The sequence below is a fragment of the Gordonia sp. (in: high G+C Gram-positive bacteria) genome, assembly GCF_049647785.1.
Classification (GTDB): domain Bacteria; phylum Actinomycetota; class Actinomycetes; order Mycobacteriales; family Mycobacteriaceae; genus Gordonia.
Map to the genome: position 1 here is coordinate 14,625 of NZ_JBARYI010000057.1, position 25,172 is coordinate 39,796.

21 protein-coding genes, 2 tRNA genes and 1 other RNA gene are annotated in these 25,172 nt (G+C 63.4%); 13 read left to right on the forward strand and 11 right to left on the reverse strand.

The genetic code is table 11. The annotated features are described in order from the left end of the window. Window positions 1-20 precede the first annotated feature (20 nt). Window positions 21-668 carry an FKBP-type peptidyl-prolyl cis-trans isomerase gene (locus WBA38_RS08985; RefSeq protein WP_424322520.1) on the forward strand — a complete coding sequence of 216 codons (648 nt, stop codon included), beginning with the start codon at window positions 21-23 and terminating at the stop codon, window positions 666-668. Window positions 669-712: 44 nt separating this feature from the next. On the opposite strand, the gene WBA38_RS08990 is transcribed toward WBA38_RS08985, so the two are convergent. From WBA38_RS08990 to glnA, 3 genes are all read right to left on the reverse strand, one after another. After that, complete coding sequence (locus tag WBA38_RS08990) at window positions 713-1,885, reverse strand: esterase/lipase family protein (RefSeq protein WP_424296721.1); 1,173 nt, start codon at window positions 1,883-1,885, stop codon at window positions 713-715. 130 nt (window positions 1,886-2,015) lie between these two features. After that, a complete protein-coding gene (locus WBA38_RS08995) occupies window positions 2,016-5,027 on the reverse strand; it encodes a bifunctional [glutamine synthetase] adenylyltransferase/[glutamine synthetase]-adenylyl-L-tyrosine phosphorylase (protein ID WP_424322521.1) in 3,012 nt (1,003 codons plus the stop codon). Between the two features lie 11 nt (window positions 5,028-5,038). Further along, the gene (gene glnA, locus WBA38_RS09000; protein ID WP_424296724.1) at window positions 5,039-6,376 is read right to left on the reverse strand and encodes a type I glutamate--ammonia ligase; all 1,338 of its coding nucleotides are present in this window, start codon (window positions 6,374-6,376) and stop codon (window positions 5,039-5,041) included. 216 nt (window positions 6,377-6,592) lie between these two features. Between glnA and panB the strand changes: the two genes are divergently transcribed. Genes panB through WBA38_RS09015 form a run of 3 tightly spaced genes read left to right on the forward strand, consistent with a single transcriptional unit; the run spans window position 6,593 to window position 10,032 of the window. Continuing rightward, on the forward strand, window positions 6,593-7,444 hold the full coding sequence (panB, locus tag WBA38_RS09005; protein WP_424296726.1) for a 3-methyl-2-oxobutanoate hydroxymethyltransferase: 852 nt from the start codon (window positions 6,593-6,595) through the stop codon (window positions 7,442-7,444). A 52-nt stretch (window positions 7,445-7,496) separates the two neighbouring features. Continuing rightward, window positions 7,497-8,447 carry a prolyl aminopeptidase gene (gene pip / locus WBA38_RS09010; RefSeq protein ID WP_424322522.1) on the forward strand — a complete coding sequence of 317 codons (951 nt, stop codon included), beginning with the start codon at window positions 7,497-7,499 and terminating at the stop codon, window positions 8,445-8,447. Between the two features lie 28 nt (window positions 8,448-8,475). Next, complete coding sequence (locus WBA38_RS09015; RefSeq protein WP_424322523.1) at window positions 8,476-10,032, forward strand: CHAD domain-containing protein; 1,557 nt, start codon at window positions 8,476-8,478, stop codon at window positions 10,030-10,032. 26 nt (window positions 10,033-10,058) lie between these two features. Here the strand turns inward: WBA38_RS09015 and WBA38_RS09020 are convergent, their stop codons facing one another. The 6 genes from WBA38_RS09020 to cobC all read right to left on the reverse strand — a co-directional run bounded on the left by WBA38_RS09020 (window position 10,059) and on the right by cobC (window position 15,730). Further along, window positions 10,059-11,501, reverse strand: a complete 1,443-nt coding sequence (locus tag WBA38_RS09020; protein ID WP_424322524.1) for an RNB domain-containing ribonuclease — start codon at window positions 11,499-11,501, stop codon at window positions 10,059-10,061. A 53-nt stretch (window positions 11,502-11,554) separates the two neighbouring features. Continuing rightward, an RNA gene (gene rnpB / locus WBA38_RS09025) (RNase P RNA component class A) lies at window positions 11,555-11,972 on the reverse strand. Between the two features lie 122 nt (window positions 11,973-12,094). Continuing rightward, complete coding sequence (locus WBA38_RS09030) at window positions 12,095-12,718, reverse strand: histidine phosphatase family protein (RefSeq protein ID WP_424322525.1); 624 nt, start codon at window positions 12,716-12,718, stop codon at window positions 12,095-12,097. Window positions 12,719-12,763: 45 nt separating this feature from the next. Continuing rightward, complete coding sequence (locus tag WBA38_RS09035) at window positions 12,764-13,522, reverse strand: zinc ribbon domain-containing protein (protein WP_424296733.1); 759 nt, start codon at window positions 13,520-13,522, stop codon at window positions 12,764-12,766. Further along, the gene (locus WBA38_RS09040) at window positions 13,519-14,649 is read right to left on the reverse strand and encodes a Nif3-like dinuclear metal center hexameric protein (RefSeq protein WP_424296735.1); all 1,131 of its coding nucleotides are present in this window, start codon (window positions 14,647-14,649) and stop codon (window positions 13,519-13,521) included. Before WBA38_RS09040 ends, WBA38_RS09035 begins: the two co-directional genes overlap by 4 nt. A gap of 19 nt (window positions 14,650-14,668) precedes the next feature. Further along, window positions 14,669-15,730: an Rv2231c family pyridoxal phosphate-dependent protein CobC gene (cobC, locus tag WBA38_RS09045; RefSeq protein WP_424296736.1), complete on the reverse strand. Its 1,062-nt coding sequence runs from the start codon at window positions 15,728-15,730 to the stop codon at window positions 14,669-14,671. Between cobC and WBA38_RS09050 the strand changes: the two genes are divergently transcribed. The 3 genes from WBA38_RS09050 to WBA38_RS09060 are packed head-to-tail and all read left to right on the forward strand — an operon-like array spanning window position 15,729 to window position 17,926. Further along, window positions 15,729-16,463, forward strand: a complete 735-nt coding sequence (locus WBA38_RS09050; protein WP_424322526.1) for an HAD hydrolase-like protein — start codon at window positions 15,729-15,731, stop codon at window positions 16,461-16,463. The genes cobC and WBA38_RS09050 overlap by 2 nt on opposite strands. After that, a complete protein-coding gene (locus WBA38_RS09055) occupies window positions 16,456-16,944 on the forward strand; it encodes a low molecular weight protein-tyrosine-phosphatase (protein ID WP_424296740.1) in 489 nt (162 codons plus the stop codon). The genes WBA38_RS09050 and WBA38_RS09055 overlap by 8 nt, the downstream gene beginning before the upstream one ends. Before the next feature lie 34 nt (window positions 16,945-16,978). Beyond that, window positions 16,979-17,926 carry an SURF1 family protein gene (locus tag WBA38_RS09060; RefSeq protein ID WP_424322527.1) on the forward strand — a complete coding sequence of 316 codons (948 nt, stop codon included), beginning with the start codon at window positions 16,979-16,981 and terminating at the stop codon, window positions 17,924-17,926. 81 nt (window positions 17,927-18,007) lie between these two features. On the opposite strand, the gene WBA38_RS09065 is transcribed toward WBA38_RS09060, so the two are convergent. Beyond that, window positions 18,008-18,958, reverse strand: a complete 951-nt coding sequence (locus WBA38_RS09065) for a cobalamin biosynthesis protein (protein WP_424322528.1) — start codon at window positions 18,956-18,958, stop codon at window positions 18,008-18,010. 35 nt (window positions 18,959-18,993) lie between these two features. On the opposite strand from WBA38_RS09065, the gene WBA38_RS09070 reads away from it, so the two are divergent. From WBA38_RS09070 to WBA38_RS09080, 3 genes are all read left to right on the forward strand, one after another. Next, window positions 18,994-19,812, forward strand: coding sequence for a spermidine synthase (locus WBA38_RS09070; protein ID WP_424322529.1), 819 nt, complete (start codon window positions 18,994-18,996; stop codon window positions 19,810-19,812). A gap of 58 nt (window positions 19,813-19,870) precedes the next feature. Continuing rightward, window positions 19,871-19,945: transfer RNA gene (locus tag WBA38_RS09075), tRNA-Cys, on the forward strand. A 170-nt stretch (window positions 19,946-20,115) separates the two neighbouring features. Further along, complete coding sequence (locus WBA38_RS09080; protein WP_424322530.1) at window positions 20,116-20,436, forward strand: hypothetical protein; 321 nt, start codon at window positions 20,116-20,118, stop codon at window positions 20,434-20,436. A 100-nt stretch (window positions 20,437-20,536) separates the two neighbouring features. Here the strand turns inward: WBA38_RS09080 and WBA38_RS09085 are convergent. After that, a tRNA-Val gene (locus WBA38_RS09085) sits at window positions 20,537-20,611 on the reverse strand. A gap of 139 nt (window positions 20,612-20,750) precedes the next feature. Here WBA38_RS09085 and WBA38_RS09090 point away from each other — a divergent pair. The 3 genes from WBA38_RS09090 to WBA38_RS09100 all read left to right on the forward strand — a co-directional run bounded on the left by WBA38_RS09090 (window position 20,751) and on the right by WBA38_RS09100 (window position 25,118). Then, complete coding sequence (locus WBA38_RS09090; RefSeq protein ID WP_424296749.1) at window positions 20,751-21,563, forward strand: maleylpyruvate isomerase family mycothiol-dependent enzyme; 813 nt, start codon at window positions 20,751-20,753, stop codon at window positions 21,561-21,563. Window positions 21,564-21,693: 130 nt separating this feature from the next. Further along, a complete protein-coding gene (locus WBA38_RS09095) occupies window positions 21,694-22,554 on the forward strand; it encodes an SGNH/GDSL hydrolase family protein (RefSeq protein ID WP_424322531.1) in 861 nt (286 codons plus the stop codon). Between the two features lie 176 nt (window positions 22,555-22,730). Further along, on the forward strand, window positions 22,731-25,118 hold the full coding sequence (locus WBA38_RS09100) for an acyltransferase family protein (protein WP_424322532.1): 2,388 nt from the start codon (window positions 22,731-22,733) through the stop codon (window positions 25,116-25,118). Window positions 25,119-25,172: the final 54 nt, after the last annotated feature.

Here is a 25,172-nt window from a genome sequence, read left to right on the forward strand (position 1 = left end):
GGCCGATAGGCTGGACGACCATGAAGCTAAAGGCACTGATGCTGGTCCCGATGGCCGTCGGAGCGTTCGCGCTCGCAGGCTGCTCGTCGACCGATTCCAGCGACCCCTCATCGACGTCAGACTCCGTTGCAACGCAGACGGACGCGACGGAAAGCTCGCCCCAAGCGGCCGAGTTGAACAAGACTGCGACCGAGGTCAACGACGGCTGCCCCGTCGTTCCAGCCAAGTACGCGGCGCAGCAGTCGTGGACGGTCAAGGGCACCGAAGGCTGCGCAACCTTCACCGTCACCGACGATGCCAAGAACTTGGCTCCGATGGTCCAGATCGTCACACCGTTCAAGGTGGACGCCACCGAAGTCCACACGCTGATCCCGGGTAATGGGGCCACCGTCGCCGAGACCACCACCGTCGACGTGTTCTACGAGGGTGTCAACGGTACGACCGGTGCCGTCTTCGATAGCGGCTACCAGCGCGGCGAATCGACCCAGTTCCCGGCTAACGGGGTAGTCGAAGGCTTCAAGAAGGCCCTCGTCGGGCAGAAGGTCGGCTCCACGGTTGCCGTCGTGATCCCCACTTCCGAGGGCTACCCGCAGGGCACCCCGGACGGATCCATCAATGCGGGCGACACCATCGTGTTCGTTTTGAAGATCGTCGGAGCACAGAACTAGACAGCGCCAGAGTTCAAACCGGCTACGTCTTGCACCTTCGGGTGCTAGACGTGGCCGGTTCTCATTTCTGGGTTGTTCGAGACCTGGGCGGCGGCTGTGGACGAATCGATTTCGCTGGCTTCTGCCTGCGGATGCAACGGCACAATCACGTCGGGCAGGCCGCCGGTGCGACGCAAGAGCGGTGAACCGAAGAACGGCGCTACCCACTGGCACGGCACATTGCGGACGTCGCGGCCTTCGAGCGCGTTCAGCACCAACGCCGCCGCGCGGGGTGAGCCACAGATCCCGAGATGGTCGGACAGGTCTTTGCTGCACCCGTCTTGCAGGACAATGTTCGTCACGTCCATACCGTCGCCGCCCGGTACCTGCCCGGAGGTGTAAGGGCGAACAAGTTCATCGTGCTCGGTGGAGATGTTGGTGTACTCGATGCCCTCGACGTACGGTGTGCCGCCGGAATTCATCTTGTCGATGAAGTGCGATCCGACCATCATCTGCGGTAGTGCGTGGCAAGGAATAACCGAACCCGGTTCCACACCGTAACGATCTCGCAATTCGATCGCTGCCGGACGCGTGCGGGTCAACGTCGAGGTCCCCTCCCATAGCGGTGCGAGCGACACGTACCGGCGGATCTTGCCTTCTCCCCCAAGGAATTTCGCCCAGTAGCCCGGAATGAGAGTGCCCTGGGAATGGCCAACGACATCGATCTGCGACGCGCCCGTCGCAGCCAACACGTTCTCCGCGAACGCACCGAATTCGGCCGCACTCTCTTCGATGCGCTTCATTCCACCCAAGGCCGAGATTGGCCATCTGGCACCCTCAATCGCCCCGTAAGTAAGGGTGAAGACCGAAAAGCCTGCGTCGACGAGGAGGGGGACATAGGTACCCCAGTTCGTTTGCGCACCGCCAGCGGTGCCGTGCACCAGGATTACCGGAACGGGATGCTCATCGTTTGGCTTCACATCCCACTGATTTGCGCCGGGCAAAGATCCGCCGGGATGCGCGAGTTCTGGCCCGATCCCCGAGAAGAAGTCATAGACAACACGGCTGGTTGCGCGCTGCTTTTCCGGAGTGCGTTCCACGAGTTCGCGGAGATGCACCTTTCCGACGAGCGTTTGTGCTCCGCGCAGGGCCGGACCCGCGACCTTTTGACCCACCCGGAATCCAGCTGTCACGACCTCGGCGACAGGCCGACCCCAGTTGCTATGAAGAATGCTCACGCTGTTGCCCCTCCGCAAATCGACGCAGCAGCGCGTCCACCCAGCAACTTACCCGATATGTCGGGTCGACCTCGCGGTCACGCATCTCCAAGCTTTCGCAATGCCATGGATCTCCTTAAATAAGGGGTCGTCAGCTTTCAAAAACTTCCACCACAACGGCCTTCGCCCGCCGCGTCACACGCATGTAGTGCTCTAAGAACTCTTGCGCCTGATCCTGCGGCCAGCCTGCGGCGTACGCAACCGATCGCAGCATGCGACCGGGGCCGGGCAGCTGGTCGACGGGCTTGCCGCGAACCAAGACCAGCGCGTTGCGGGCCTTTGTTGCGGTCAGCCAGGCGTCCATCAGCATCTCGACCTGTTCCTGCGTAAGTAGTCCCAGCTCGCCGATGGCGTCCAAGGTTTCAAGGGTCGAAGTGTTATGCAGTTCCGGATGTTTGTGCGCATACCGCAGTTGGGTCAGCTGCACTGTCCACTCGACGTCGGCGAGCCCACCGCGCCCGAGCTTCGTATGAGTCGCTGGGTCTGCGCCGCGCGGTAGTCGTTCCGAGTCGATGCGCGCCTTGATCCTTCGGATCTCCTTGACGGCATCCGACGACACTCCCCCTTCGGGATAACGCGTCGCGTCGATCATGTGCAGGAAACGCAGACCCAAATCCGGATCGCCCGCCACGGTGTGGGCACGCAGCAGCGCCTGAACTTCCCACGGCAGCGCCCATTGGCGATAGTACGACTCATACGAGGCCAGGGTCCGTACGATCGGGCCGTTCTTACCTTCTGGCCGCAGACCCACATCGACTTCCAGGGGCGGATCGGCACTCGGCGTGCCGAGCATCTGCCGCACTTGGTCGGCCACCGACTGTGCCCACCGCATTGCGGTCTCTTCCGCCACGCCCGCACTGGCTTCGCAGACAAACATCACGTCGGCATCCGACCCGTAGCCGAGTTCGCCACCGCCGAGCCTGCCCATACCGATCACAGCGATCTTCGCGGGTAACGGCTCACCAGGCACCAGAGTGGTCGCAATAACCTTGTCGAGAGAGGCACCGAGAACCGCCGCCCAGACTGTCGACAGCGCTCGGCAAACTTCCCGCACCGACATCAAACCCAGAAGGTCAGCGGACGCAATGCGCGCGAGTTCCGCGCGCCGATGCGACCGGGCCACTGCCACCGCACGATCCAAGTCTGCCGCCCGCATCGTCGACGCGACGAGCCCCTTCACCACATCGGCGGAGTCCACTTCGGTCAGCTTGGGTCCGGTGGCCCCCGACGAATACAGCTGGATCACATCTGGCGACCGCATCAGCAGGTCCGCGATGTACTCGCTGGTGCCGAGCACATGCATGAGGCGTTCGGCTACGACGCCATCGTCGCGCAGGAGCCGCAAAAACCAGTCGACGCCGACCACTTCGTCACACAGGCGCCGATAGTTCAGCAGCCCGGCATCTGGGTCTGGCGTTTGGCTGATGTGCTCGAGCAGACCAGGCAAAATCAGGAGTTGGATCTGCCCGCTGCGGCCGGCGGCCGAACCCAGCGCCCGTATGTGGGCGAGCGCCCGGTCAGGGAACGACCACCCCAACACGGCCAACTGACGCTTGGCCGACTCGTCCGACAACCGCAGTGCGCCCTTGTCCAGTCGCGCCACCGATTCCAGGAGTGGCCGGTAGAACAGCTTCTGATGCAGCTGCCTAACCCGGCCGCGTTGCTTGCGAAGTTCTTCATTGAGCACCTGCCGCGCATCCTTGTCGCCCTGTGGGCGAACGTGTGCTGCGCGGGCCAACCAGCGGAGCCCGGCCTTGTCGGAGGGCTCGGGCAGCAGGTGTGTGCGCTGCAGTCGTTGCAATTGCAGTCGGTGTTCCAGCAGCCGCAGAAACTGGTAGGACGCCGAAAAGTTCGCCCCGTCGTCGCGGCCGATGTACCCGCCGTCGGTCAGTGCGGCGAGAGCGTCGACCGTCGACTGCACATGCAGGTCGGGGTCGACGCGCCCGTGAACCATCTGCAGCAGTTGGACGGCAAACTCCACATCGCGCAGGCCGCCGCCACCGAGCTTGATGTTGCGGGACTTTTCTTCCGCCGGGATCAATTCCTCGACCCGGCGCCGCATGGCCTGTACTTCTGGCACAAAGTCGTCTCGTTCGGAGGCATCCCACACCATCGGCGAAGTAGCTGCGATGTACTCCGCTCCGAGAGTCATCGAACCGGTCATGGCGCGCGCCTTCAACAGGGCTTGGAACTCCCACGTCTTGGCCCACCGCCGGTAGTAGGTGATGTGCGATTCCAAGGTGCGCGTCAGCACACCTCGTTTGCCCTCTGGCCGTAGGCCCGCATCGACGTCGAAGAAGGCCGACGACCCGATGCTCATCATTTCGCCCGCGATCCGCGCCGACACCGAATCCGCGGGTTCAGCAACAAACACCACGTCGACGTCGCTGACGTAGTTGAGTTCTCGTGCACCGCATTTGCCCATCGCGATCACTGCGATTTGCCCCTCAAGCGGTTTGTCGTCGAGCACCGTGGTGATGGCGACAGCGAGGGCTGCGGTCAAAGCCGCATCCGCGAGGTCCGACAGTCGCCCGCCCACTTCCGGCAAATAGAGCACCGGCTCGTCTTCGACGGTCGCAGCCAGATCGTGAGCGGCCAGGATCAGCACCTGATCGCGGTAGGCCCGGCGCAACGCGGCCACAGCGTTCGGTCCGGTGAGCCCCGCCCGATACAGCAGGTCGCCCGGTTCGACGGCACCATCTTCCACCGGCTCTGCGTCAACCGCTTGCAGCAGCGACGTGCGGACGGCTGCGGCATCTGGCAGTTCATCGGCCAGCAGCAGTCGCCACACGCCAGGTTCGGCGGCGAGGTGGTCACCGAGTGCATCCGACCCGCCAAGGACCGCGAATAGTCTGCCGCGAAAGTGCTTGTCGGTCCGCACGTGCCGGTCGATCTCCGACCATCCGTCCGGATCGGCGTCGCGCATCCGAATCAGCGCGGCTAAGGCCAGGTCGGCGTCCGCGGCGCGCGAGAGCGACCACAGGAGCTCAACTTCGTCGACCCCGGTCCACCCGAGGGTGCCGAGGCGTTCACGGGCATCATTCTGCAGGAGACCGAGACGTCCGGGACTGGGGACGACTGACCGGCCACGGGACACTGTCACTTATGCCCCTCCTAAAGCGGCAGATAATGCTCAAGTTCGTATGGCGTCACCCTACTGCGGTATGCATTCCATTCGGCACGCTTATTGCGGAGGAAATACTCAAAGACGTGCTCGCCGAGCGTCTCTGCCACCAGTTCTGACTTTTCCATTTCGACCAGCGCCTCCGACAACGAACCCGGAAGTTCGCTGTAGCCCATCGCGCGGCGCTCAGCTTCGGTCAACGCCCACACATTGTCTTCCGCCTCTTCGGGCAGCTCGTATTCGTTTTCGATGCCCTTGAGTCCGGCAGCCAGCAGGACAGCGAACGTCAGGTACGGGTTGCAAGCCGAGTCCGGTGTTCGAATTTCGACGCGACGCGACGACGCCTTGTTCGGCGTGTACAGCGGCAGTCGAATCATGGCCGAGCGGTTGGCCCCGCCCCACGTGGCCGCAGTCGGTGCTTCATCGCCGTAGATCAATCGCTTGTAACTGTTGACCCACTGGTTGGTGACGGCGCTGATCTCGTTGGCGTGGCGCAGGATGCCAGCGATAAACCGCTTCCCGGTAGTCGACAACTGCATCGGATCATCGGGATTGTGGAAGGCATTGGTGTCGCCCTCGAACAGGCTCATATGGGTGTGCATTGCCGAGCCCGGGTAGTCGCTGAACGGCTTGGGCATGAACGTTGCGCGGACCCCGTCGCTGAACGCCACCTGCTTCACCAGGTAGCGGAAGGTCATCACGTTGTCGGCCATTGACAGCGCGTCCGCGTAGCGCAGGTCGATCTCCTGCTGGCCCGGTGCCCCCTCGTGATGGGAGAACTCGACGGAGATACCCATGGCTTCGAGGGCGTCGATCGCATGCCGACGGAAGTTGGGTGCGAGGGCGTGGAAAGCCTGGTCGAAGTAGCCGCCGCGGTCTGCGGGCACCGGCGTCGTGCCGTCGATAGGCCGGTTTTCAAGCAGGAAGAACTCGATCTCGGGATGTACGTAGCAGGTGAAGCCGAGGTCGGCGGCCTTGTTGAGCTGACGTCGCAGTACGTTGCGGGGATCGGCCCAGGAGGGCGAACCGTCGGGCATCGTGATGTCGCAGAAGATGCGCGCCGAGTACAGCTCACCTTCGTCGCGCCACGGGAGAATCTGGAACGTTGACGGATCCGGCTTAGCCACCATGTCGGCTTCCGAGACCCGGGAAAAGCCCTCAATCGCGGAACCGTCAAAACCGATGCCCTCGGCGAAAGCTCCTTCCAGTTCTGCGGGTGCGATGGCGACCGACTTCAAATAGCCAAGAATGTCGGTGAACCACAGTCGGACAAAGCGGATGTCCCGCTCTTCGAGGGTGCGCAGCACGAATTCCTGTTGGCGATCCATACTGCGAACCTTAGAGGCCAACGGTTACATGCGTGTTACACCAACGCAGATGCCTCCGAACGGTGTCGCCACCGCGGCCAGCACTCGCCACCGCGCTCTGTGACCAATCCCACCGGAGTGCGGGTACTCGTGCGCGCACGCCAGTGGGACAATTGGACTGTCCACACCAACCCGGGTACCCGACTTTCGGGACTCGAGGCAGAAATGAGGCAGACCATGTCAGACGTATCCGTGTACGGCTCCGCTCCCGCCGCCGACGCGCAGGCCGCTCCGCGCCGCGCGACCCGCGTACACCACCTCGCCCAGTGGAAAGCCGAAGGCCGCAAGTGGCCGATGCTCACCGCGTATGACTTCTCCACAGCCCGTCTCTTCGACGAGGCCGAGATCCCCGTGTTGCTGGTTGGCGACTCTGCCGCCAACGTCGTCTACGGCTACGACACCACCATCCCGATCACCAATGACGAGCTCATTCCGCTGGTTCGCGCAGTGGTGCGCGGTGCACCGCACGCACTCGTCGTCGCTGATCTGCCCTTTGGCACCTACGAGGCCAGTCCTCAGCAGGCGATGGAAACTGCGGTGCGCTACTTCAAGGAAGGCAACGCGCACGCGGTCAAGATCGAGGGCGGCGAACGCGTTGCCCCGCAAATTGCCGCACTGACAGCCGCAGGCATTCCGGTGATGGCCCACGTCGGTTTCACCCCGCAGAGTGTGAACGGTCTCGGCGGTTTCCGCGTGCAAGGCCGCGGCGAGGCTTCCGAGCAGTTGGTCGCCGACGCGATTGCCGTTCAGGAAGCTGGCGCTTTCGCCGTTGTCATGGAAATGGTTCCCGCCGACATCGCCGCACAGATCACCCGCAAGCTCACCATCCCGACGGTCGGGATCGGCGCGGGCAACGAGACCGACGCGCAGGTCCTCGTCTGGCAAGACATGGCGGGCTACACGCATGGCAAGACGGCGAAGTTCGTTAAGCGCTACGCCTCGATCGGCGACGACCTGCGTCAAGCAGCTCGTACCTACGCCGCCGAGGTTGCTAACGCAACGTTCCCCGGCCCCGAACACTCTTACTGATTCGTGCGTCGCGACCGAGTGAGAGTGCTGTGACGGCACTAGAGTTGGGTGCATGCGAAGCCTGTACCCAGCCATCGACGCGTACGACTCCGGCCACCTCGATGTAGGCGACGGCCAAGAGATCTACTGGGAGTGCTCGGGCAATCCTGACGGCAAGCCGGTCATCTTTGTGCACGGCGGGCCGGGTGGTGGAACGGGACCGCGTCAGCGGCAGTTCTTCGATCCGGCCCGCTACCGCATTGTGCTTTTTGATCAGCGCGGTTGCGGGCAGTCGCGTCCCCACATCGCCGAAGGTGCCGACCTGTCGGTAAACACCACGGCTCACCTCATTGCCGACATGGAGAAGATCCGCGAGCACCTCGAGATCACCAAATGGCAGGTCTTCGGCGGATCATGGGGTTCTACCCTCGGACTGTCGTACGCGCAGGCCCATCCGGACCGGGTCACCGAACTCGTCTTGCGCGGAATCTTTCTGCTGCGGCGCAGCGAAATCGACTGGTACTACAACGGGGGTGCCGCCAACATTTACCCGGACCTGTGGGAAACCTACCTCGATCCAATTCCGGCCGACGAGCGTGACGGCGACCTTGTTGCGGCCTACCACCGACTCCTGACCGGTGATGATCGGGCACTCGCGCAGCGCGCGGCAACCGCCTGGAGTACTTGGGAGTCGAAGACCAGTTACCTTCTCCCCCAGCCTGACGAGAATCAGACGACGCGTTTCGACCTCGCGTTCGCGACAATCGAGAACCATTACTTCGTCAACCACGGGTTCATGGACGACGGCCAACTGCTCGCGAACATCGGGACCATCGCGGACATACCAGCGGTAATCGTTCAGGGCCGATACGATGTGGTCTGTCCGATGCGCAGTGCGTGGGACCTTCATCGGGCTTGGCCCGCCGCTGATCTTCGTGTAGTCGACGACGCCGGTCACGCTTCTTTCGAACCAGGCATCGTCCACCACCTTGTTGAGGCCACTGATCGTTTTGCCGACCACTGACCGTCATCCCGGGTAGGAGCAGTTGAACATGAGTCCGTCCGACACCATTGAAATCGAGTTAAAGTTCGACGTCGAAGCGGGACTTCCAGCGCCTGAACTCTTTGAACTCGTTGCGGCACCGTCCAATTCGGAACAGTCCACAGCAGCTACCGAAGAAGGCCGGGCTACTGAAGAAGGCAGGGCCACCGAAGGAAGCATCGGCGACCCGGAAACGTACTTGCTCGAGGCCACCTACTTCGACACCGCCGACACGCTGCTGGCGAAGAACAAAATAACCCTGCGCCGCCGGACCGGTGGCACCGATGCTGGCTGGCACCTGAAGCGGCCGTCGTCGGTGGCCGGCGGGCGCCGAGAAACAGCCATCAGTTTCGAAGACGGCGGCGACTCCGAGGTGCCAACCGCGTTGCGAGAGCAGATCCTGACGGTCATTCGGTCAGCGGAGTTAGTGCCGGTGGCGACGATTACCACCGATCGCACGGTCACCATCGTCCGCGATGAACATGGTCGGTCGCTCGCCGAGTTCTGTGAGGACGTCGTTTCGGCGGAATCGCTGTTGCCCGGCGGATCGACCAATCGCTGGGCGGAGTGGGAGTTTGAACTCACCGGAGGTGATCACAAACTCTTGAAACGGGCCCGGAAGTTGCTGTTGGCTGCCGGTGCTCGGCGAGCGTCCAGTGAGTCAAAGTTGGCTCGCGCCATCGGGACTCAACCGCACGACGATCTGGTTCGAGCATTGCCGAAGAAGGCATCGGCGTTGGGTTTGGTGCAGTTCGATCTGGCCACGCACCGCGATGCCCTCCTGATGTGGGATCCGATTGCGCGGGAGAACGGGCACGACGCCATTCACCAGATGCGGGTCGCGGCGCGCAAGATTCGATCAATCCTGCAGTCGTACCCGGGTGCCATCGCTCCCGAGATGTCGGCACCGGTCGCCGACGAATTGCGCCAACTGGCCGAAGTTTTGGGTGACGCCCGCGACCGCGAGGTCGCGCTGGCCGCCAACGAGCATCTCCTCGCCCGCGAAAGCGCTCCCGCTGACCTCGTTAGAGTTTTGATCGAGGACGAGCAAGTGCGTCATGAGCGAAGCCTCAAGGCTGTTCGATTCGCCATGTCGACCCCGCGATACCTGCAAATGCTCGACGATCTCGACCGTCTAATTGAGGCCCCGATCCCCGGGCATGCGGCGACTCAGGATGCGCGGAAGGCCGCCGCCGAGGCGGTGGGCCTGTCTTATGCGGGGATGCGCCGTGCGGAGAAGAAACTCAAGAACCTGTCGGCGTGGTCACCGGAATGGGTGGAACAACTGCACACCGTCCGTAAGCGCGCCAAGGCCGTTCGATACACCGCCGAGTCAGCCGACCCGTTGGGTCGCCGCGCCCTGGCGAAGGCGGGTGCGGAAGCCAAGTCGGTGCAGACTCACCTCGGGATCTTCCATGACACCGTCCTCAACCGGGAACATCTCGCCAAGGCCGCACGCAACCCCGCGCTGAGTCGCGATGCCCTGTTTGTCTTGGGTCGCATGGACGCCCACGAAGAATCTCGCGGTCGCCGCGCCGTACGGAAGTACCGCCGCAGCCGACGGTAGCCGAATCTCCGCCAACGTTCGCGCGGCTACACCGCTCGGAACGTCACCTTGGGAATCGACGGATCGGCAGCTGTGACTTCCACGGCACATTCGGTCCCCGGTGCCGGTGCGTTGGCACACTTGGCGACAATCGCCGGAGTGTCGATAAAAATTTCCGCCGGACGCTTACCGTTCTCCGCGCGCATCACGACGGCATCGAATTTGGTGCCCACCTGATCGGCGAGCACGACCGCCTCGGTGAGGTCGACGCTCTGGCGTTCAGCCTTGGACGCCAAAGCATCCGAGCTGCTCATCGTCTCCGGGAGTTTCGGTAACACTTCGCGCACCCATCCCGGTACCTCGCTGCCTGCCGTGACCGCCAAGCAGACCTCGGTGGCGTACCGGTCGGCCAATCGACGCAGCGGTGCGGTGACGTGTGCATAGATGCCACCGACTCCGGCATGCCCCAATTTGGCGGGGCTTTCGGCCGCTGTCGTCTCATTGAGCGAGAGGTACCCGGCACCCCGCATCAGATGCGCGCCGACGGTCATCAACGCGAGCGTGGTTGGCGCATCGGGTTCCAGGGTCGACAGGAACTCGCCGGGCGTTGCCCCCTCGGGCCACCCAATCTTCAGATGTTTCGCCGTCCGACGAAGCTCGGTGATCGCGGCCTCCGATGCCGGTGGCAGGGTCCGCAAGAGACCAATCCCGGCGTCAACCTGAATCTGCCCGGCTGCCATGCCGACCAGCAATGACACCTGCGCATTCCATTGGTCCGCGGGCGTCCGCGGCGCAATCTGCAGCGTCCACGCTCGGCCCGGCTCGTGGGGCACGATCTCCTGGTCCGGCAGATCCAGATGAACGGCGCCCCGCGCAAGGGACCACGCCAATCTCGTCCGACCGAAGTCAGGGAAAGCACTTATCGCCGGATGCAATGTATTGGCTTTCACGTCAGCCATGACTCCCGCGTAATCGAGTCGGGCGCGGGATCGCACCAATGCTCGCTCCACATGCACGCTGCGGGTGCCACCATCGGGGCCCACGTCGATAGTCCACAGCACAGCTGGCCGAGTCTGATCACCGAGAAGCGATCCGGCGCCTTCGGACAGCGCCCGCGGGTGGAGCGGCACGCTCCCGTCGGGAAAGTAGATCGTCTGACCCCGACGTCGACTTTCGATGTCGATCGGGCTGCCCGGTTCGACGAGCGCTGCGACGTCCGCGATGGCGTAGTAGACAAGGAATCCGTCGCCGTCGCTCCCCCGTTGGCCTGCTGTCTTCGGGACCACGCGCAGTGCTTGGTCAAGATCCTTCGAACCGGGAGGGTCAATGGTGACCAGTTCAAGGTCGGTTCGGTCGACCCGGTCAGCAGCAAAGCGGTCGGTGACGGCCGCGGCTTGTGCTTCGGCGTCGGCGGAGAACTCGGTCTCGATGTCCATGTCGGCGCGCAACTGCGCAAAGTCGATTGCCGGTGCCCGCATCCTGAATTGCATGTCCCGAGCATATTGCCGACGCCGCCGAAGCGCGGCACGAGCCACGTCTAGCGCGAACGAGTCGGCGTATAAGCCGGATCCTGTCCCAGTCCAACGGACCGGTGGCGACCATCCATCTGGGCACACCGTTGCCGGGTACCTCAAGCAGCCAACCCGCGAGTATCGGACGAGCAGTCCTCAAACACTCGCGCACGCGCACACGCCTCGCAGCGGTGCGAGCTTCGACCTTGCTCCGGGTGGGGTTTACCTAGCCAGCACGGTCACCCGTGCCGCTGGTGCGCTCTTACCGCACCGTTTCACCCTTACCTGCACGTCAAACGTGAGGCGGTTTGTTTTCTGTGGCACTGTCCCGCGGGTCACCCCGGGTTGCCGTTAGCAACCACCCTGCGTCTGTGGAGTCCGGACTTTCCTCGACTCAGGCCTCCACGATGGATCGTGGGGTTCCCTCGCCGCGGCCGCCCGGCCGACTCGTTCGCGAGTTCAGCGTAGCGGCAAAGGTTCCGTCGGTGTTAAACGATGGGGCGTTAAACGATGGGGCGTTAAACGATGGGGGTTAGCGCTGGGGTATCTCAGATCCGGGGCATCAGCTCGATCTACTGCAGGTGTGCGGTGTCGTTGACAAGCCGCACCACCGCACCACCGTCGGGGAAAAACTCAACGATGGAGATCGACGCCAGATCCAGTTGCAGGCGAAACAGCAACTGCGGGCCCACCTCAAGCGCCTGCCGCAGCATCGTCTTGATGGGCGTGACATGCGAGACGGCGAGGATGGTCTTTCCCGAGTAGGCCTCGACGAGAGCGGTGCGCGTCTGCGCGATCCGTTCGCCAACTTGCGCGAAACTCTCGCCACCCGGCGGTGCCACATCGATATCGCCGAGCCACTGCTTGTGCAGTTCGGGGTCGCGAGTGGCGGCTTCGCGGAAGGTCAGCCCCTCCCACGCACCAAAATCGGTTTCAATCAATCCGTCGACAACGCTCAGGCTGCTGCCGAGTCCGTCGGCAACAGCACGCGCAGTCGCCATCGTCCGCGACAATGGCGACGAAACGACCGCATCGATAGTCCCGAACGCGCCGGAAGTAATCCGCTCGGCAGCCGCTCCCGCCTGCTCGCGTCCCAGCTCAGACAACTCCGGGTTCCCACGCCCGGAGTAGCGACGGTCCACCGACAGTGCCGTCTGGCCGTGACGCAACAGGATGATCCGAGTGGGAGCCGCCATTTGCCCTTGCCAGGACGGGGCCTTATCGCTGCTCATCGCTGCCCGTCACTCGTCGGCGGCAGGCGTCGGCAGGCCCGACTGCGCAGTTCGAACCATGATGGCGGTGCACTCTTCACATCGAAGTACCTCGTCTTCATCGGCCGCGGCAATCCGGGCCAACGAGCGGGGATCAAGCTCCATCCGGCACGCACCGCAGCGCCGCTGCCGCAGCAGGCCGGCACCCACCCGACCCTGCTCGCGAAGCTTCTCGTAGATCGCCACCATCGCCGCATCGATGCCCTCGATCAGGGCAGCGCGCTTGGTCTGGGCGTCGGTGACCTTTTCTTCGACAGCCACCAGCGCCGCGTCGCGATCGGCGACCATTGCCAGTTCCTGCTCGGTCGCGGCCAGCAGGGCAGCCTCGGTCCGCTCCAGTTCAGCGGCCGTCGCCTCCTGCTGCTCCATTACCTCCATCAGTTCAGCTTCGAGTGCCTCATTGCGTCGTTCCAGGCCACTGACCTCATGCTGAAACTCTGCCAGCGCCTTGTGGCCGACGGCCCCGGACTCGATCTGGTCCCGATCGCGCTTGAGGTGCTCGGCGGTACCGGTCAGCTCCTTATCGACGCGCTCAAACTCGTTCTGCAGATTGTCGACGGCCACCTGTGCCCGCGAACGGTCGTCGCGGATCTCCTCAAGCTTCTGCGCCTGCTTCGTGAGTTCGGCATCTTCCGGCAGGTTGCGCAACTCGTGCCGCATCTTGGCCAGTTCGGCGTCGAGGTCGGCGACGTCGAGCAGTTGTCGCTGTTGTGCGCTGGGAACCTTCACTGTTGCTCCTTATGTCCGCCGACCACCGTGAAGGGGTCGGTCGGGTCTTGGAAAATGGTTGCCCGGCAACCGAACTCCGTCAGGATATCGGCGACGGTGCCGCACCAGGGGAACTCGGTCGCCCAATGTCCGGCATCGACGAGTGCGGGCGACCCCGCTCGCAGTGATTCATCGACCACGTGATGCCTCAAATCACCGGTCACGTATGCGTCGACACCGGCCGCCGTGGCCGCGCCGATCAGCGAATCACCGGCACCGCCGCACACCGCGACGGTGCTAATCATGGTGTCGGGTGCGCCAGCACCGCGCACCGGCCAGGCGGCCTTCGGGAGCACCGCGCCAACATGTGCGACAAATGCGGAGAACGACATCGGTTCGGTCAACGTGCCGATCCGGCCCAACCCAATATCGGAGTCGAGTGCCGCTTGCTCAAAGACGTCGAAGGCGGGTTCCTCATATGGGTGCGCATTGCGCAGCGCGGCGAGGATCGTGTTGCGGAGTTTTCGCGGAGCAACCATTTCCAGGCGCTGCTCATCGATGCGGGTGAGGTTCCCGATCGCGCCGATCGCTGGCGTCGCCCCGTCGATAGGCAGGAATTGTCCCGTTCCGACCACGCTCCACAGACAATCGCGGTAATCGCCGAGAGCACCTGCCCCGGCAGCGAACATCGCCGTACTCACTTGCTCGGCGTTGCCTTCGGGGACCATCACGATCCACTTGTCGAGACCATCGACACGGTATGGCTGCAGCGGTGTCGTGTTGTGCAAGCCGAGCACCTCGGCGAGCGCGTCCGACACTCCGCGCCTGGCCTTGTCGGCGTTGGTGTGGGCGGAGAGCAGGCCACAGCGCGCCCTGATCAGGCGATGAAGGATCCGCCCCTTGGCCGTATTAGCGGCCACGGTCGTCGCACCGCGCATGAGCAGCGGATGATGCGCCACGATCAGTTGGGTGCCTGTTTGCTCTGCCAGATCAACCACAGCATCGGTCACATCAACGCAGATCAGCACCTTTTCGGCGGGCTCGGCCGGATCACCACACACCAAGCCGACAGCATCCCAATCTTCTGCGAGATGGGCGGGATAGACCCGGTCCAACTCGGCGAGCACCTCACCCAACACGGGGCTCATAGTGCGTCACACTCCTCTGCTACAGATTCTTCATGGCATCAATTAGGGCGTCAGTCGACGCCGGGGGCCGAACCGCGATCCGCAAATAGTCGGGCCCGAGCCCAACAAAGTTGGCGCAACTGCGGATTCCGATCCCACGCTCTCGGAGTCTTGCCTTCAAGGTGAGCGCGTCATCGACCTTGATCAGAACGTACGGCGCGGACGGCACCGCCGCGGGCCTTACGTCGATCTCGGCGAGCCGCGACAGCAGATACTCGCGATCACCGACGACAGTCCGCGCCTCGCGGCGCGCGAAGTCTTGTCCCTGCGGGCCGAGGCATTCGATGAGCGCGACCAGCGAGAGGGTTCCGAGCGGCCAGTGTCGACGACCTTGGTCGAGGGTCCCGATGATCGAGGAGTCGGCAAGAAGGTAGCCCGCGCGAAGACCGGCGAGGGCGAAGGTCTTGGTGATCGATCGGATCACGATGATGTCGGGCAGGCCATCGCTGGCGAGGCTCTCCGGCTCCACGACGTCGCCCGCAGCGTCGTAGGTCAGGTCCGCGAATGCTTCGTCGACGACGATGATTCGGCCGGGCCTACGCAACGCCAGGATCTGTGTCCGCGCGTGCAGGACCGAGGTCGGGTTGGTGGGATTGCCGATGATCACCAGGTCCGCATCGTCCGGGATGTTGGCGCCCTCAAGGCCCCACGGCTCCTGAAGAACCACGTTGGTGATGCGGATTCCGGCGGCGCGGAGCACCCGCTCAGGTTCGGTGAATGACGGTGCAATCAGCGCGGCATGCCCGGCACCGAGCTTGGCAAGGAGTTCAAAGCCTTCGGCCGCGCCCCCAAGCAAGAGGATGTTCGACGGTTCACGACCGTGCAGGTCGGCGACCGCGCGTGTGGCTGCCGCGATATCGGTAGACGACGGGTACGCACCGAGGTCACCAATGCGGTCGCGTAGGGCGTCGGCGAGGAAGGGTTGGGGCCCCGGTCGCACGTTGACGGCAAAGTCCAGGACCCCGTCGGCCGTGTCTTCGTCACCGTGCCGGTGCGGGTCAAACAGTGTGCCCGCGGTGTCTGCGGCCGGGCGTTGTTCCATGACTGCCAACGATACGTGCACCATGGAGGCCGTGATTCCGCTACTCGATGACGCCGCGACCGCCCTGCTATTCGACCTCGACGGAACCCTCACCGACAGTTATGAAGGCATCACCCGCAGCTATGTCTATGCCTTCGAAAAGATCGGATATCCGGTGCCGTCGGAGGAGTTTTTGCGCAGCGTCGTCGGACCGCCGCTTCGGGAGTCGATGGGCAATTATGGACGCGAGTTCGGCCTTGACGACATGCAGATCACCGCCGCTATTGAGGCCTATTTGGAGAGATACCGTCGGATCGGTTGGCTTGAAAACCGGGTATACCCCGGCATCGCGGAACTGCTCGCCGACCTTGCTGCGTCGGGTCGTCGGATGGCCGTAGCAACTAGCAAGAATGAGCCTCTGGCGCGACAAATCGTCGGCCATTTTGGGTTGTCCGACTACTTCGACTTTGTCGCCGGTGCTTGTCCGGACGGCACACGCCCGACGAAAGCTGACGTCATCGCGCACGCGATTGACGGACTAGGCTGGGCAACGCCATCACATCCGATTGTGATGATCGGTGACCGATCTCACGACATCGTCGGGGCTGCCGCCCACGGTATCCCGGCAATTGGGGTCGCCTGGGGCTACGCTCTTCCCGGAGAACTTGAGAAGGCTCTGTCGATAACCGGTATAGCTACAGCCGACTTGATCGTCGAATCGGTCCAGGAACTGCGTGAGGAACTCGGTGTCTGACAACTCGCCCCACAAACTGCACGTGTGCTTCGTGTGCTCGGGCAACATTTGCCGTTCCCCGATGGCGGCGTCGATCTTCAGTTCGGCGATCGCCGATGCCGGGCTGTCCGACGTCGTCCGCATCAGCAGTGCTGGCACTGGTGGCTGGCACATCGGGGAGCCCGCCGACAATCGTGCACGGACCGAACTGTTGGCGCACGGCTACTCCGACAAGCACGTCGCCGCGCAACTGACGCCCGACCACTTGTCCGCAGACCTCCTCGTGGCAGCAGATTCCGGGCACGTCACCGAGTTGGAACGCAAGCGGCTTGGCAATCGCGTGCAACTGCTGCGGAGTTTCGATCCGAACGCCGATAGCGCCGAAGTCCCCGATCCGTATTACGGCAGTCAGGCTGATTTTGCCGAGGTCCGAGAACAGATTGAAGCAGCAGTTCCGGGCCTGCTCGCGTGGGTCCAGAAGGCGTTGGCAGCGCGGGCTTAACCGGCTCGCCCGTTAAGCCACGTAACCTGGTGGTGTGCGTGTGCTGAAATCTTTCCTGCGTCCCGGTTGGCTGTTGCTGGCGGTGTTCACGGTCGCCTTTGCCGCAGCATGCTTTTGGGTTCTCGCTCCCTGGCAGTTGGGGAAAAATACCGAGACCGAGCACCGCAACAATCTGATCCGTTCCGCTGAGTCGACGGCACCGGTCCCGCTCGATGAGCTCGCCCCGAAGGGGAAGTCGTTCGACGCTGATACCGAGTGGCGCGAAGTCACCGTTTCCGGGAACTACTTGGACGACAAGCAGGTGTTGATCCGTTTACGCACAGCCGGCGAGCGACCGTCGGTTGAGGTCGTCACACCATTCCAGGTGGCGGGTTCGGATCGAGTGCTGCTGGTGAATCGCGGGTGGGTACGTCCCGAAGAGGGCAACGTCGTCAACGCTGAGCCAGGCCCCGCCGGGCAGGTGACCATTACCGCCCGCATTCGGAAAACCGAGGCAACCAGTCCGGGTAAAGAACCACGCGTCGAGAATGCCGTGTGGACTGCGTACACGATCGATACTTCGCAACTTGGCCGTGTCACGGCACTGCCATCTGAGGGCTTCTATCTGCAGTTGTCGCCGAATCAACCCGGGTCGCTCGGCGAGATTGAGTTGCCGCAACTAGATTCGGGACCGTACTTGTCGTACGGCTTGCAGTGGCTCGCATTCGGGCTAATGGTGCCGCTGGGTGCTGGCTACTTTATTTACTCGGAGGTCAAGGCGCGGCGCGCGACGAAGGTCGCTGCGGAAGCCGACGAGTCATCGCCGCCCCCACCCGCTACCCGCAAGGACCGCGACCGGATCCGCGAGCAGCTCCGCGGCACCGGCACGGTCAGCGGCAATGACGTCCTCGCTAAGCAGACCGCGGAGATCGGCGGCGGCGCCGCAGGCGCCGAAACCGACGACGACGTCAAAGCCAAACTGGCACAGCGCTACGGGAAGTAGCCCGCGGGCGCACGGTGTACCGAGGAACCGCGACGATCAGCCGGCACCTAATGCACGATCATGACCGTCGTCGCCTTCTCGCTAGGCTGTGCCCGCGGACCGACGCCGCACCAGCCCCGCCCGAATCAGCACCGCCCCAACGGCACTAACGATCTGCACTCTGCGCGACAGCGCGACCGCCGCTCTCAGGTCAGCGGCGGTAGGTGAACGCCCGTCGCCGAGCGTCGGTCGTTCCTCGATTCCGTGCGCATAAACGGTCCGGCCACCCAGCTCGATACCGAGGGCGCCGGCGAACGCCGCTTCCACGACCCCCGCATTCGGGCTGGGGTGGGCGGCGGCATCGCGTCGAATGGTTCGCCATACGACGCCGGGCTGGCCGCTCGCTGCGGCCACAATCAACGCAGTGACGCGGGCCGGTATTAGGTTGGCGACGTCGTCGGTACGCGCGGCGGCCCAGCCGAAGTTTCGGTAGCGGTCGGAGCGATAGCCGATCATGGCGTCGAGCGTGTTGATGGCTCGATACGCGAGAAGCCCCGGTGCGCCAATTGCCGCGGCCCACACGAGCGGTGCGACTGCCGAGTCGGACGTGTTCTCCGCGATGGATTCGACGGCGGCCCGGCAGATCCCGGGTTCGTCGAGCAGATTGGGGTCGCGTCCCACGAGTCCGGAGACGAGTCTGCGGGCGCCTTCGATATCTCCTGCGTCGAGGGCATCGGCGATGTTGTCACCGATCCGGCAGAGCGACGTGCCACCCAGTGCAGTGAACGTGGCTGCAGCGGTACCTACGGTTCCAAGTCGTCCGGCCACATCGCCGATACCGGCGGCCACCGCGACCCAGAAGGCGGTAAACCCCGTTCCGACAGCACGGCTGTCCGCGTAAACCACGGCTTCACTCCGTGAGACGGCAGAACCGAAGACTGCGACGGGATGCCCGCGTTGGGGGTCGGCGAAGACGGCGTCGGCCGTCGCTCCGAGAGCTAGGCCCCATGCGCCGGATTGGTCGAATCCGGTGGGCTGGAAGTTCTTGCGCATGGCCCTGAGCCTATCGACGGCTAGGATCGACCCCGATGGCCACTGCACGTGAAGAACCTGAATCAGGCTCTTATGAGATTTCCACCGGTACTGCCGAGCTGACCCCCGATCGCGAGGGCGGTTGGCTGCTGTCGGTCAATGGTGTGCAGAGCAGTCACATCGCTGACCGCCCCGACATACTCGATTTCGAGTACATGCGTCAGGCGGTCGCGGCCATCGAGGACCATTACGCCGACCGCGCGACTGGCTTGCGGGTGCTGCATTTGGGAGCCGCGGCATGCGCGTTGCCCCGATACTTGGCGCACGCCTACCCGCAGTCGCGGCACGTGGCTGTCGAGATCGACGCCGAGCTGGCGCGATTGGCTCGCGAATGGTTCGACCTTCCACGCGCACCCCGCCTCCGCATCCGCGTCGGCGATGCGCGCGACGTCGTCGTCAGCCTCACCGAGCAGACGCGAGACGTCGTCATTCGCGATGCCTTTGCTGAGAGCGTGACACCGCTTCATCTCAAGACCGTCGAGTTCACCGAAGCCGTTCGCCGCGTGTTGACACCGGAGGGCCTCTATATCGCGAACTGTGGCGATCGCCGGGATCTGAAGTCGGTTCGCAGCGAGGTCGCCACCATCGGTGAAGTGTTCACCAACATCGAGTTGATTGCTGATCCGTCGATGTTCAAGGGTCGACGCAGCGGCAACATCGTCGTGGTTGCTTCCGACGGCCCACTCCCCGACTCCGCCGAATTGGAGCGTCGTCTCCGCTCCGATCCGGAACCGTCGCGCCTGATGACCGCTACCGCAGCACGGTCATTCGGTTCGGGTCCAATCCTGCGCGACGCCCCCGCTCCCACCAATTGAACTCACGCCGACCGTAACCATGGTCACTTTCTGCCGTCCGCGACAAGGTGTAGTTACTGCGGGTGTGGCTGAGAGGCAAGGCAGCGGTCTGCAAAACCGTGCGACGCGGGTTCGAATCCTGCCATCCGCTCCATTTCGTTGCGCGCGTACCGTCGCGAACAGGATGAGTTGCTGTTCGGAAGAAGGCGGCACAGTCGCTAGCATTAAGCCGTCACCATTACCGGCGACCATTCACCGGCCACGCCACGTCACGGCGTTTCAAATGAACATCCTGATCGAGAGGGCACTCGTCCCTCACCTGCGGTGAATCCGCATCGGGTCCGCCGTCCCCGAAAAGACGGTGCAGCACTGCAGTATCTCGCCGAGTGGCAACGGCATGTCGAGTTCACGGAACGTCGCTTCCGCGAACGGGAGTACTACGACGACCGCTGGCCGTGCTGCGATGAAATGCCGCTGGCAGATGCCCGCGAAGCGCTTGAACGACTGTTGCACCGCGACGGTCGACGAGCGCATCGACTGCGGGTGGCGATTGCGGAACTCGACGAGCGATTTCGTGCGGTGACCGTCGAACGCGGTACGTCCTGGCGTTCCACGAACTGGTGGCGCAGGCGGGAATTGCTCTAGCGCCGGAAAATTCTGACTTCGTACAGCCTGTCGCAACAGGCAGATGTTGACGAGCAACTGTTGACCAGAAGTTCAAACGTCGTTTGGCCTTCGCCAATCTTGGTGCGCGCAAAGGGATTTGAACCCCTGACCGCTGGTGTGTAAGACCAGAGCTCTACCGCTGAGCTATACGCGCGGGTGCCGAACATCATTCGACCCAACCCAAGATATCGGGTCGGACGCCACTACCCAAACTGAGTTCCGCCAATCCGGGCATCAGCGGGCAACTCCGGCTAGCGTGAGCGACAACCAGACACCCCGCGGAAGGACCCCCAGTGACGACCTTCGTCCCACAAGAACCGTTGATCGATGCGCTCGAAACCCAATGGCAGGCACTGCACGATCTCGTTTCACCACTGACCGACGAGCAGTGGACGACGGAATCGGTCCTGCCCGGCTGGCAGGTTCGCGACATCATGGCGCACATTGTTGGCACGGAGTCCATGATCAGTGGCCTGCAGCCAGACGAAACAGTCGACGTGAAGGAACGCGAACACGTCAAGAACGCGATCGGTGAACTCAACGAGCGGTGGATCGACCACTACCGGGCGCGCTCCCGTGATGCGCTGATGGCAGATTTCGCCTCGGTCACCGCCGGGCGCTTGAAGTCACTGCGCGGAATGACCGAAGGCCAATGGGACGCGGATTCAGCCACTCCCGTCGGCCCCGACACCTACGGTCGGTTTATGCGGGTCCGCGACTTCGACTGCTGGGTTCACGAGATTGATCTTCGCGACTCCCTGAATCTCGGCAAGCCCGAGAATGTTGCGCCAGCTCAATTCGCGATCCGTGAGATCGAAATGTCGCTGCCGTACGTCGTAGGGAAGAAGGCGCGGGCGGAGGTTGGGAGCGTCGTCGCCTTCGACATCACCGGCCTCTATCCCCTCACCATCTTCATTTCGACGGAAGACCGGTCTGCGGTAGTTCCCGCAATTGAGGGCAAGCCCGATGTGACCCTGAAACTCGACGCCGTCGACTTGGCCCGACTTGCAGGCAACCGCCCGTTGGCGAACCCGAAGAACGTGGAGATTATCGGCGACACCGACCTCGGCGTGGCCGTGGTCCGAAGCCTGCACTTCATGATCTAAACCGACGCACGAACTGTTCTGTGATCGATCCGCAATCCCTCCAGCCTTGCGGATCGTGTTGCTGATGATGTGCAATGACATCATTGTGACTGATGTGATTAGTGATTCCCCTTCACGCCTACGTGCTCGAATGCAACGAGGTGCCGTCGCCATCGCCAGCGCCGCCCTCCTGAGCACCGGCCTTGCGACCACCTCGCCCGCGTCAGCGGCACCGGCACAAACCGGGCAGATCAGCGCCACGCTGATCGATGCAGCCGGCCGACTCATCACACAGAACATCCCCGCACTCGGGACCACCGGCTCGTCGAGCATTGACCTACCCGGGCTGTTCAACATCCTGACCCCGCCGGGCGCCAACCCCCCGGGTGCCACCCCACCGAATCTCGCGCCAACCGGCGACCGACGTACCTCATGCCAGACCGTCGTCCACATCGGCGATTCCACCTCCGTCGGCATCGACAGCGCCCTCCGAATCCCCTCCGCAGCAGACCGTCTCACCGCCCAATACCAGCGAGTCGGCTCGAAGACGGTTGAATTGAACGCCCTTGGCGGTCGGTCAATCGTCGAGAAGGTCAACGACGAACCGAACGCAGTCGACGCCATCCGCACCGAGAAGTCCGCAGGCAAGAGCGGTTGTTGGGTGATCGCTATGGGCGTCAACGACGCCGCCAACATCGCCGTCGGCAGTGCAGTGAACGCCGACCAACGCATCGATCGCGTGATGTCCGAACTGACGGGCCAACCGGTTCTGTGGCCAACGGTAATGACCGGCAACGCCAGCAACGCCGCCTATTCCCCCGACAACATGAAGTCGTTTAACGCCGCCCTCGCACGCGCTACGGGCCGCTACCCGAACCTGAGGATCTACGATTTCGCCAGCGAAGCACAGCCCAGCTGGTACGTCGATGGCATCCACTACAACGAAACCGGTCTGGTTCAGCGCAACCGACTCTTCGCTACCGCACTCGCCACAGCATTCCCCGGACGGTAGGCCACCCAGCACCTTTCAGTGGCGCACATCACGTCCGAAATGTCGCTGAGCAGCGACTTTCGCTCATTTGACTGACTCGCATCGCGCGCTTCCTCGCCTAAAATGAGACCTCGGCACCGGACTCGATGCCACGAGTTCGTCTCAGCGACACGCTAGCTAGGGAGTTCCACCGCAGGATGCCACGTCCGATACATAACGCCTCGTCGTACCTGCCGGGGCTCGACGGCATCCGCGCCCTGGCCGTTACGTTCGTCATCCTGTATCACCTGTCGATCCCCGGATTCTCCGGAGGCCTGCTGGGTGTTGGCGTGTTCTTCACCCTGAGCGGGTTCCTCATCACCTCGCTGCTCATCTCCTCGCACGAGAAACACGGAAATCTAGGCCTCAAAACATTTTGGCTCCGTCGCGCGCGCAGACTCTTGCCAGCCGTCGCCCTCGTTTTGGTCACCACACTGGGCGCTGCGGCGATCGTCGTTCCGGCGAAGCTCGAACAGTACTGGTGGGAAGCCCTCAGCGCGTTCTTCTACGTCAACAACTGGCACACGATCGGTGCCAATCAGTCGTACTTCGAGCGCTTCGGTGGCCCCAGCCCGCTAAGCCACATGTGGTCCCTGTCCATTGAAGAGCAGTTTTACATTGTGTGGCCCCTCTTGCTGGCCTTGATGTACCTGGTCTTGAAGCGACGCACTCTCATCACCGGCGTCATCGTCCTTCTGTCCCTCGGCTCGTTCTGGCTGCTGTCGGAACTCGCCACCGCGGGCTTCGATAACACCCGCGCCTACGAAGGCACCGATACCCGTGCGGGTGCCCTCCTCCTCGGTGCCGCCCTGGCATTTTGGTGGCCAGCCCGCAAGCACCGCGTCACCCATAATCAGCGCTGTGTGCTCGACGTCCTCGGCCTAGCCGGACTCGCGACCATCACTTACCTCTGCCTCACCATGCCCGATACGTCGACCAGCCTGTACACGTGGGGACTCCTAGCGCTGACGCTCGCGACGATGGCTGTGTTGATGGCGGCCGTCGCACCGCAAACGCTCGTGGCATCACTGCTGTCCATCCAGCCGTTGCGATGGATCGGCGAACGCTCGTACGGCATCTACCTGTGGCACATGCCCCTCGTCGCGTTCCTCCCCGGACTACTGCGCGCCGAATCGCTGTGGGTCAGTTCCGTCGCCGTCATCGCCGGGACCCTTCTACTAGCGACGCTGTCCTGGCGTTTCGTGGAGGACCCGATTCGCCGCTACGGCTTCCGCGCCGCCTTCACCACACCCCGACCCGCGGAGGATAAGTTGCCCGCACAGTTCACGACCGCGCTCATCGCCTTCTTCACTCGCATCGTCGAGGCGCTCACCAGCGCTCAGCGCAAGCGTTTACAGGCGGTCGACGCTTTCACGCCGATCGATCCCGAAGTTCCCGCTGAGCCGCCAACTGAAGCTGCGGAGCGCCTCACCAGTCCGCCGATTCACATCGAGCCCCTGCGTGAAGAGCCCGTCAGCCTGAACGACAGCGAGCAGGCCGTGGTGCCGGTGCCGCTGATTGAGGAGCACCTCGAACTCGAGGTAAGCAATCCCGAACCGACGGCCGAGCCCGAAATGTCCGCCGAGCTCGAAACTCATGTCGAAGCCGATTCGACTACCGATGCCCTCGAGCCGCCCGCGGAGCCGGCCACCGTCGAGCACATCGTTATGCCCGCCGACGAGTCCCGTCGCTCACCTGTCCGCGCCATGCTCACCGTTGGTGCCGTCGTCCTCGTCGGCATGGGCACAATGGTCGGTGTCAGCAAGATCAACCCTGACCTTCCGGTGATCAGCGCGCTCTCCACTGCGGGCGACACCGATGATGCCCCGTTGACCGAGAACGCTGGCCCCCCGCCATTGCGCACGGGCCCAACCCTGCCGGCCGCTCAGCGGAAGACCAAGTGCACCAAGCTATTGCATGTCGGCGACTCCACCTCAATCGGCATGAATGCCGCCGAACTCCAGACCAATCCGGCGCTCCGACTGTCGGGCCAGTACAAGTCGGTCGGCGTCAAAGACTACGAGTCCGACGTGGTTGGTGGCCGATCAAGCTTGGAGGAGGTTGACGGGCAACCGAATGCCCACGATTCGATCGTCGGCGACGTCTCCCGCGGGTTCAAGGGGTGCTGGGTGATGGCGATGGGTATTAACGACGCCGCCAACATGGAAGTCGGCGGTCCCGGGCCCATCGACATGCGGATCGACCGACTCCTGGCACCGCTGAAGGGCCAGCCGGTGATGTGGCCGACGATCATTACCAACAAGCTCAACCAGAACCCGGCATACAGCAATCAGGCGATGCAGCGGTTCAACCGTGCCCTGCTAAACGCGTGCAAGCGTTACCCCAATCTCCGCGTGTACGACTGGGCTGGCGAAACCCAGCAGAGCTGGTTCTCCACCGACGGCGTGCATTACACCGAGCCCGGCTACGTCGAACGCGCACATCGCTTCGCGATCGCGGTGGCAACGGTGTTCCCGGCCAACGACCTTCCACCCGCCGGGTGCCTGCTGTCCTCAACGACGGCAGTCGTCCGCAACCCGGCCTAGCCCCGACCGCACAACCTCCCAGGGCGCGTTCTCGCATGATGCGTCGATTCCCGC

Bases quoted from the DNA above. Each gene is read 5' to 3' on its own strand.
- WBA38_RS09030 (WP_424322525.1), bottom strand. From the start codon at position 12,718: ATGGCGGCTCCCACTCGGATCATCCTGTTGCGTCACGGCCAGACGGCA.
- cobC (WP_424296736.1), bottom strand. From the start codon at position 15,730: ATGGAACAACGCCCGGCCGCAGACACCGCGGGCACACTGTTTGACCCG.
- WBA38_RS09020 (WP_424322524.1), bottom strand. From the start codon at position 11,501: ATGCAATTCAGGATGCGGGCACCGGCAATCGACTTTGCGCAGTTGCGC.
- panB (WP_424296726.1), top strand. From the start codon at position 6,593: ATGTCAGACGTATCCGTGTACGGCTCCGCTCCCGCCGCCGACGCGCAG.
- WBA38_RS08985 (WP_424322520.1), top strand. From the start codon at position 21: ATGAAGCTAAAGGCACTGATGCTGGTCCCGATGGCCGTCGGAGCGTTC.
- WBA38_RS09095 (WP_424322531.1), top strand. From the start codon at position 21,694: ATGCAACGAGGTGCCGTCGCCATCGCCAGCGCCGCCCTCCTGAGCACC.
- glnA (WP_424296724.1), bottom strand. From the start codon at position 6,376: ATGGATCGCCAACAGGAATTCGTGCTGCGCACCCTCGAAGAGCGGGAC.
- WBA38_RS09015 (WP_424322523.1), top strand. From the start codon at position 8,476: ATGAGTCCGTCCGACACCATTGAAATCGAGTTAAAGTTCGACGTCGAA.
- WBA38_RS09070 (WP_424322529.1), top strand. From the start codon at position 18,994: ATGGCCACTGCACGTGAAGAACCTGAATCAGGCTCTTATGAGATTTCC.
- WBA38_RS09050 (WP_424322526.1), top strand. From the start codon at position 15,729: ATGACTGCCAACGATACGTGCACCATGGAGGCCGTGATTCCGCTACTC.
- WBA38_RS09065 (WP_424322528.1), bottom strand. From the start codon at position 18,958: ATGCGCAAGAACTTCCAGCCCACCGGATTCGACCAATCCGGCGCATGG.
- WBA38_RS09100 (WP_424322532.1), top strand. From the start codon at position 22,731: ATGCCACGTCCGATACATAACGCCTCGTCGTACCTGCCGGGGCTCGAC.
- WBA38_RS09040 (WP_424296735.1), bottom strand. From the start codon at position 14,649: ATGAGCCCCGTGTTGGGTGAGGTGCTCGCCGAGTTGGACCGGGTCTAT.
- pip (WP_424322522.1), top strand. From the start codon at position 7,497: ATGCGAAGCCTGTACCCAGCCATCGACGCGTACGACTCCGGCCACCTC.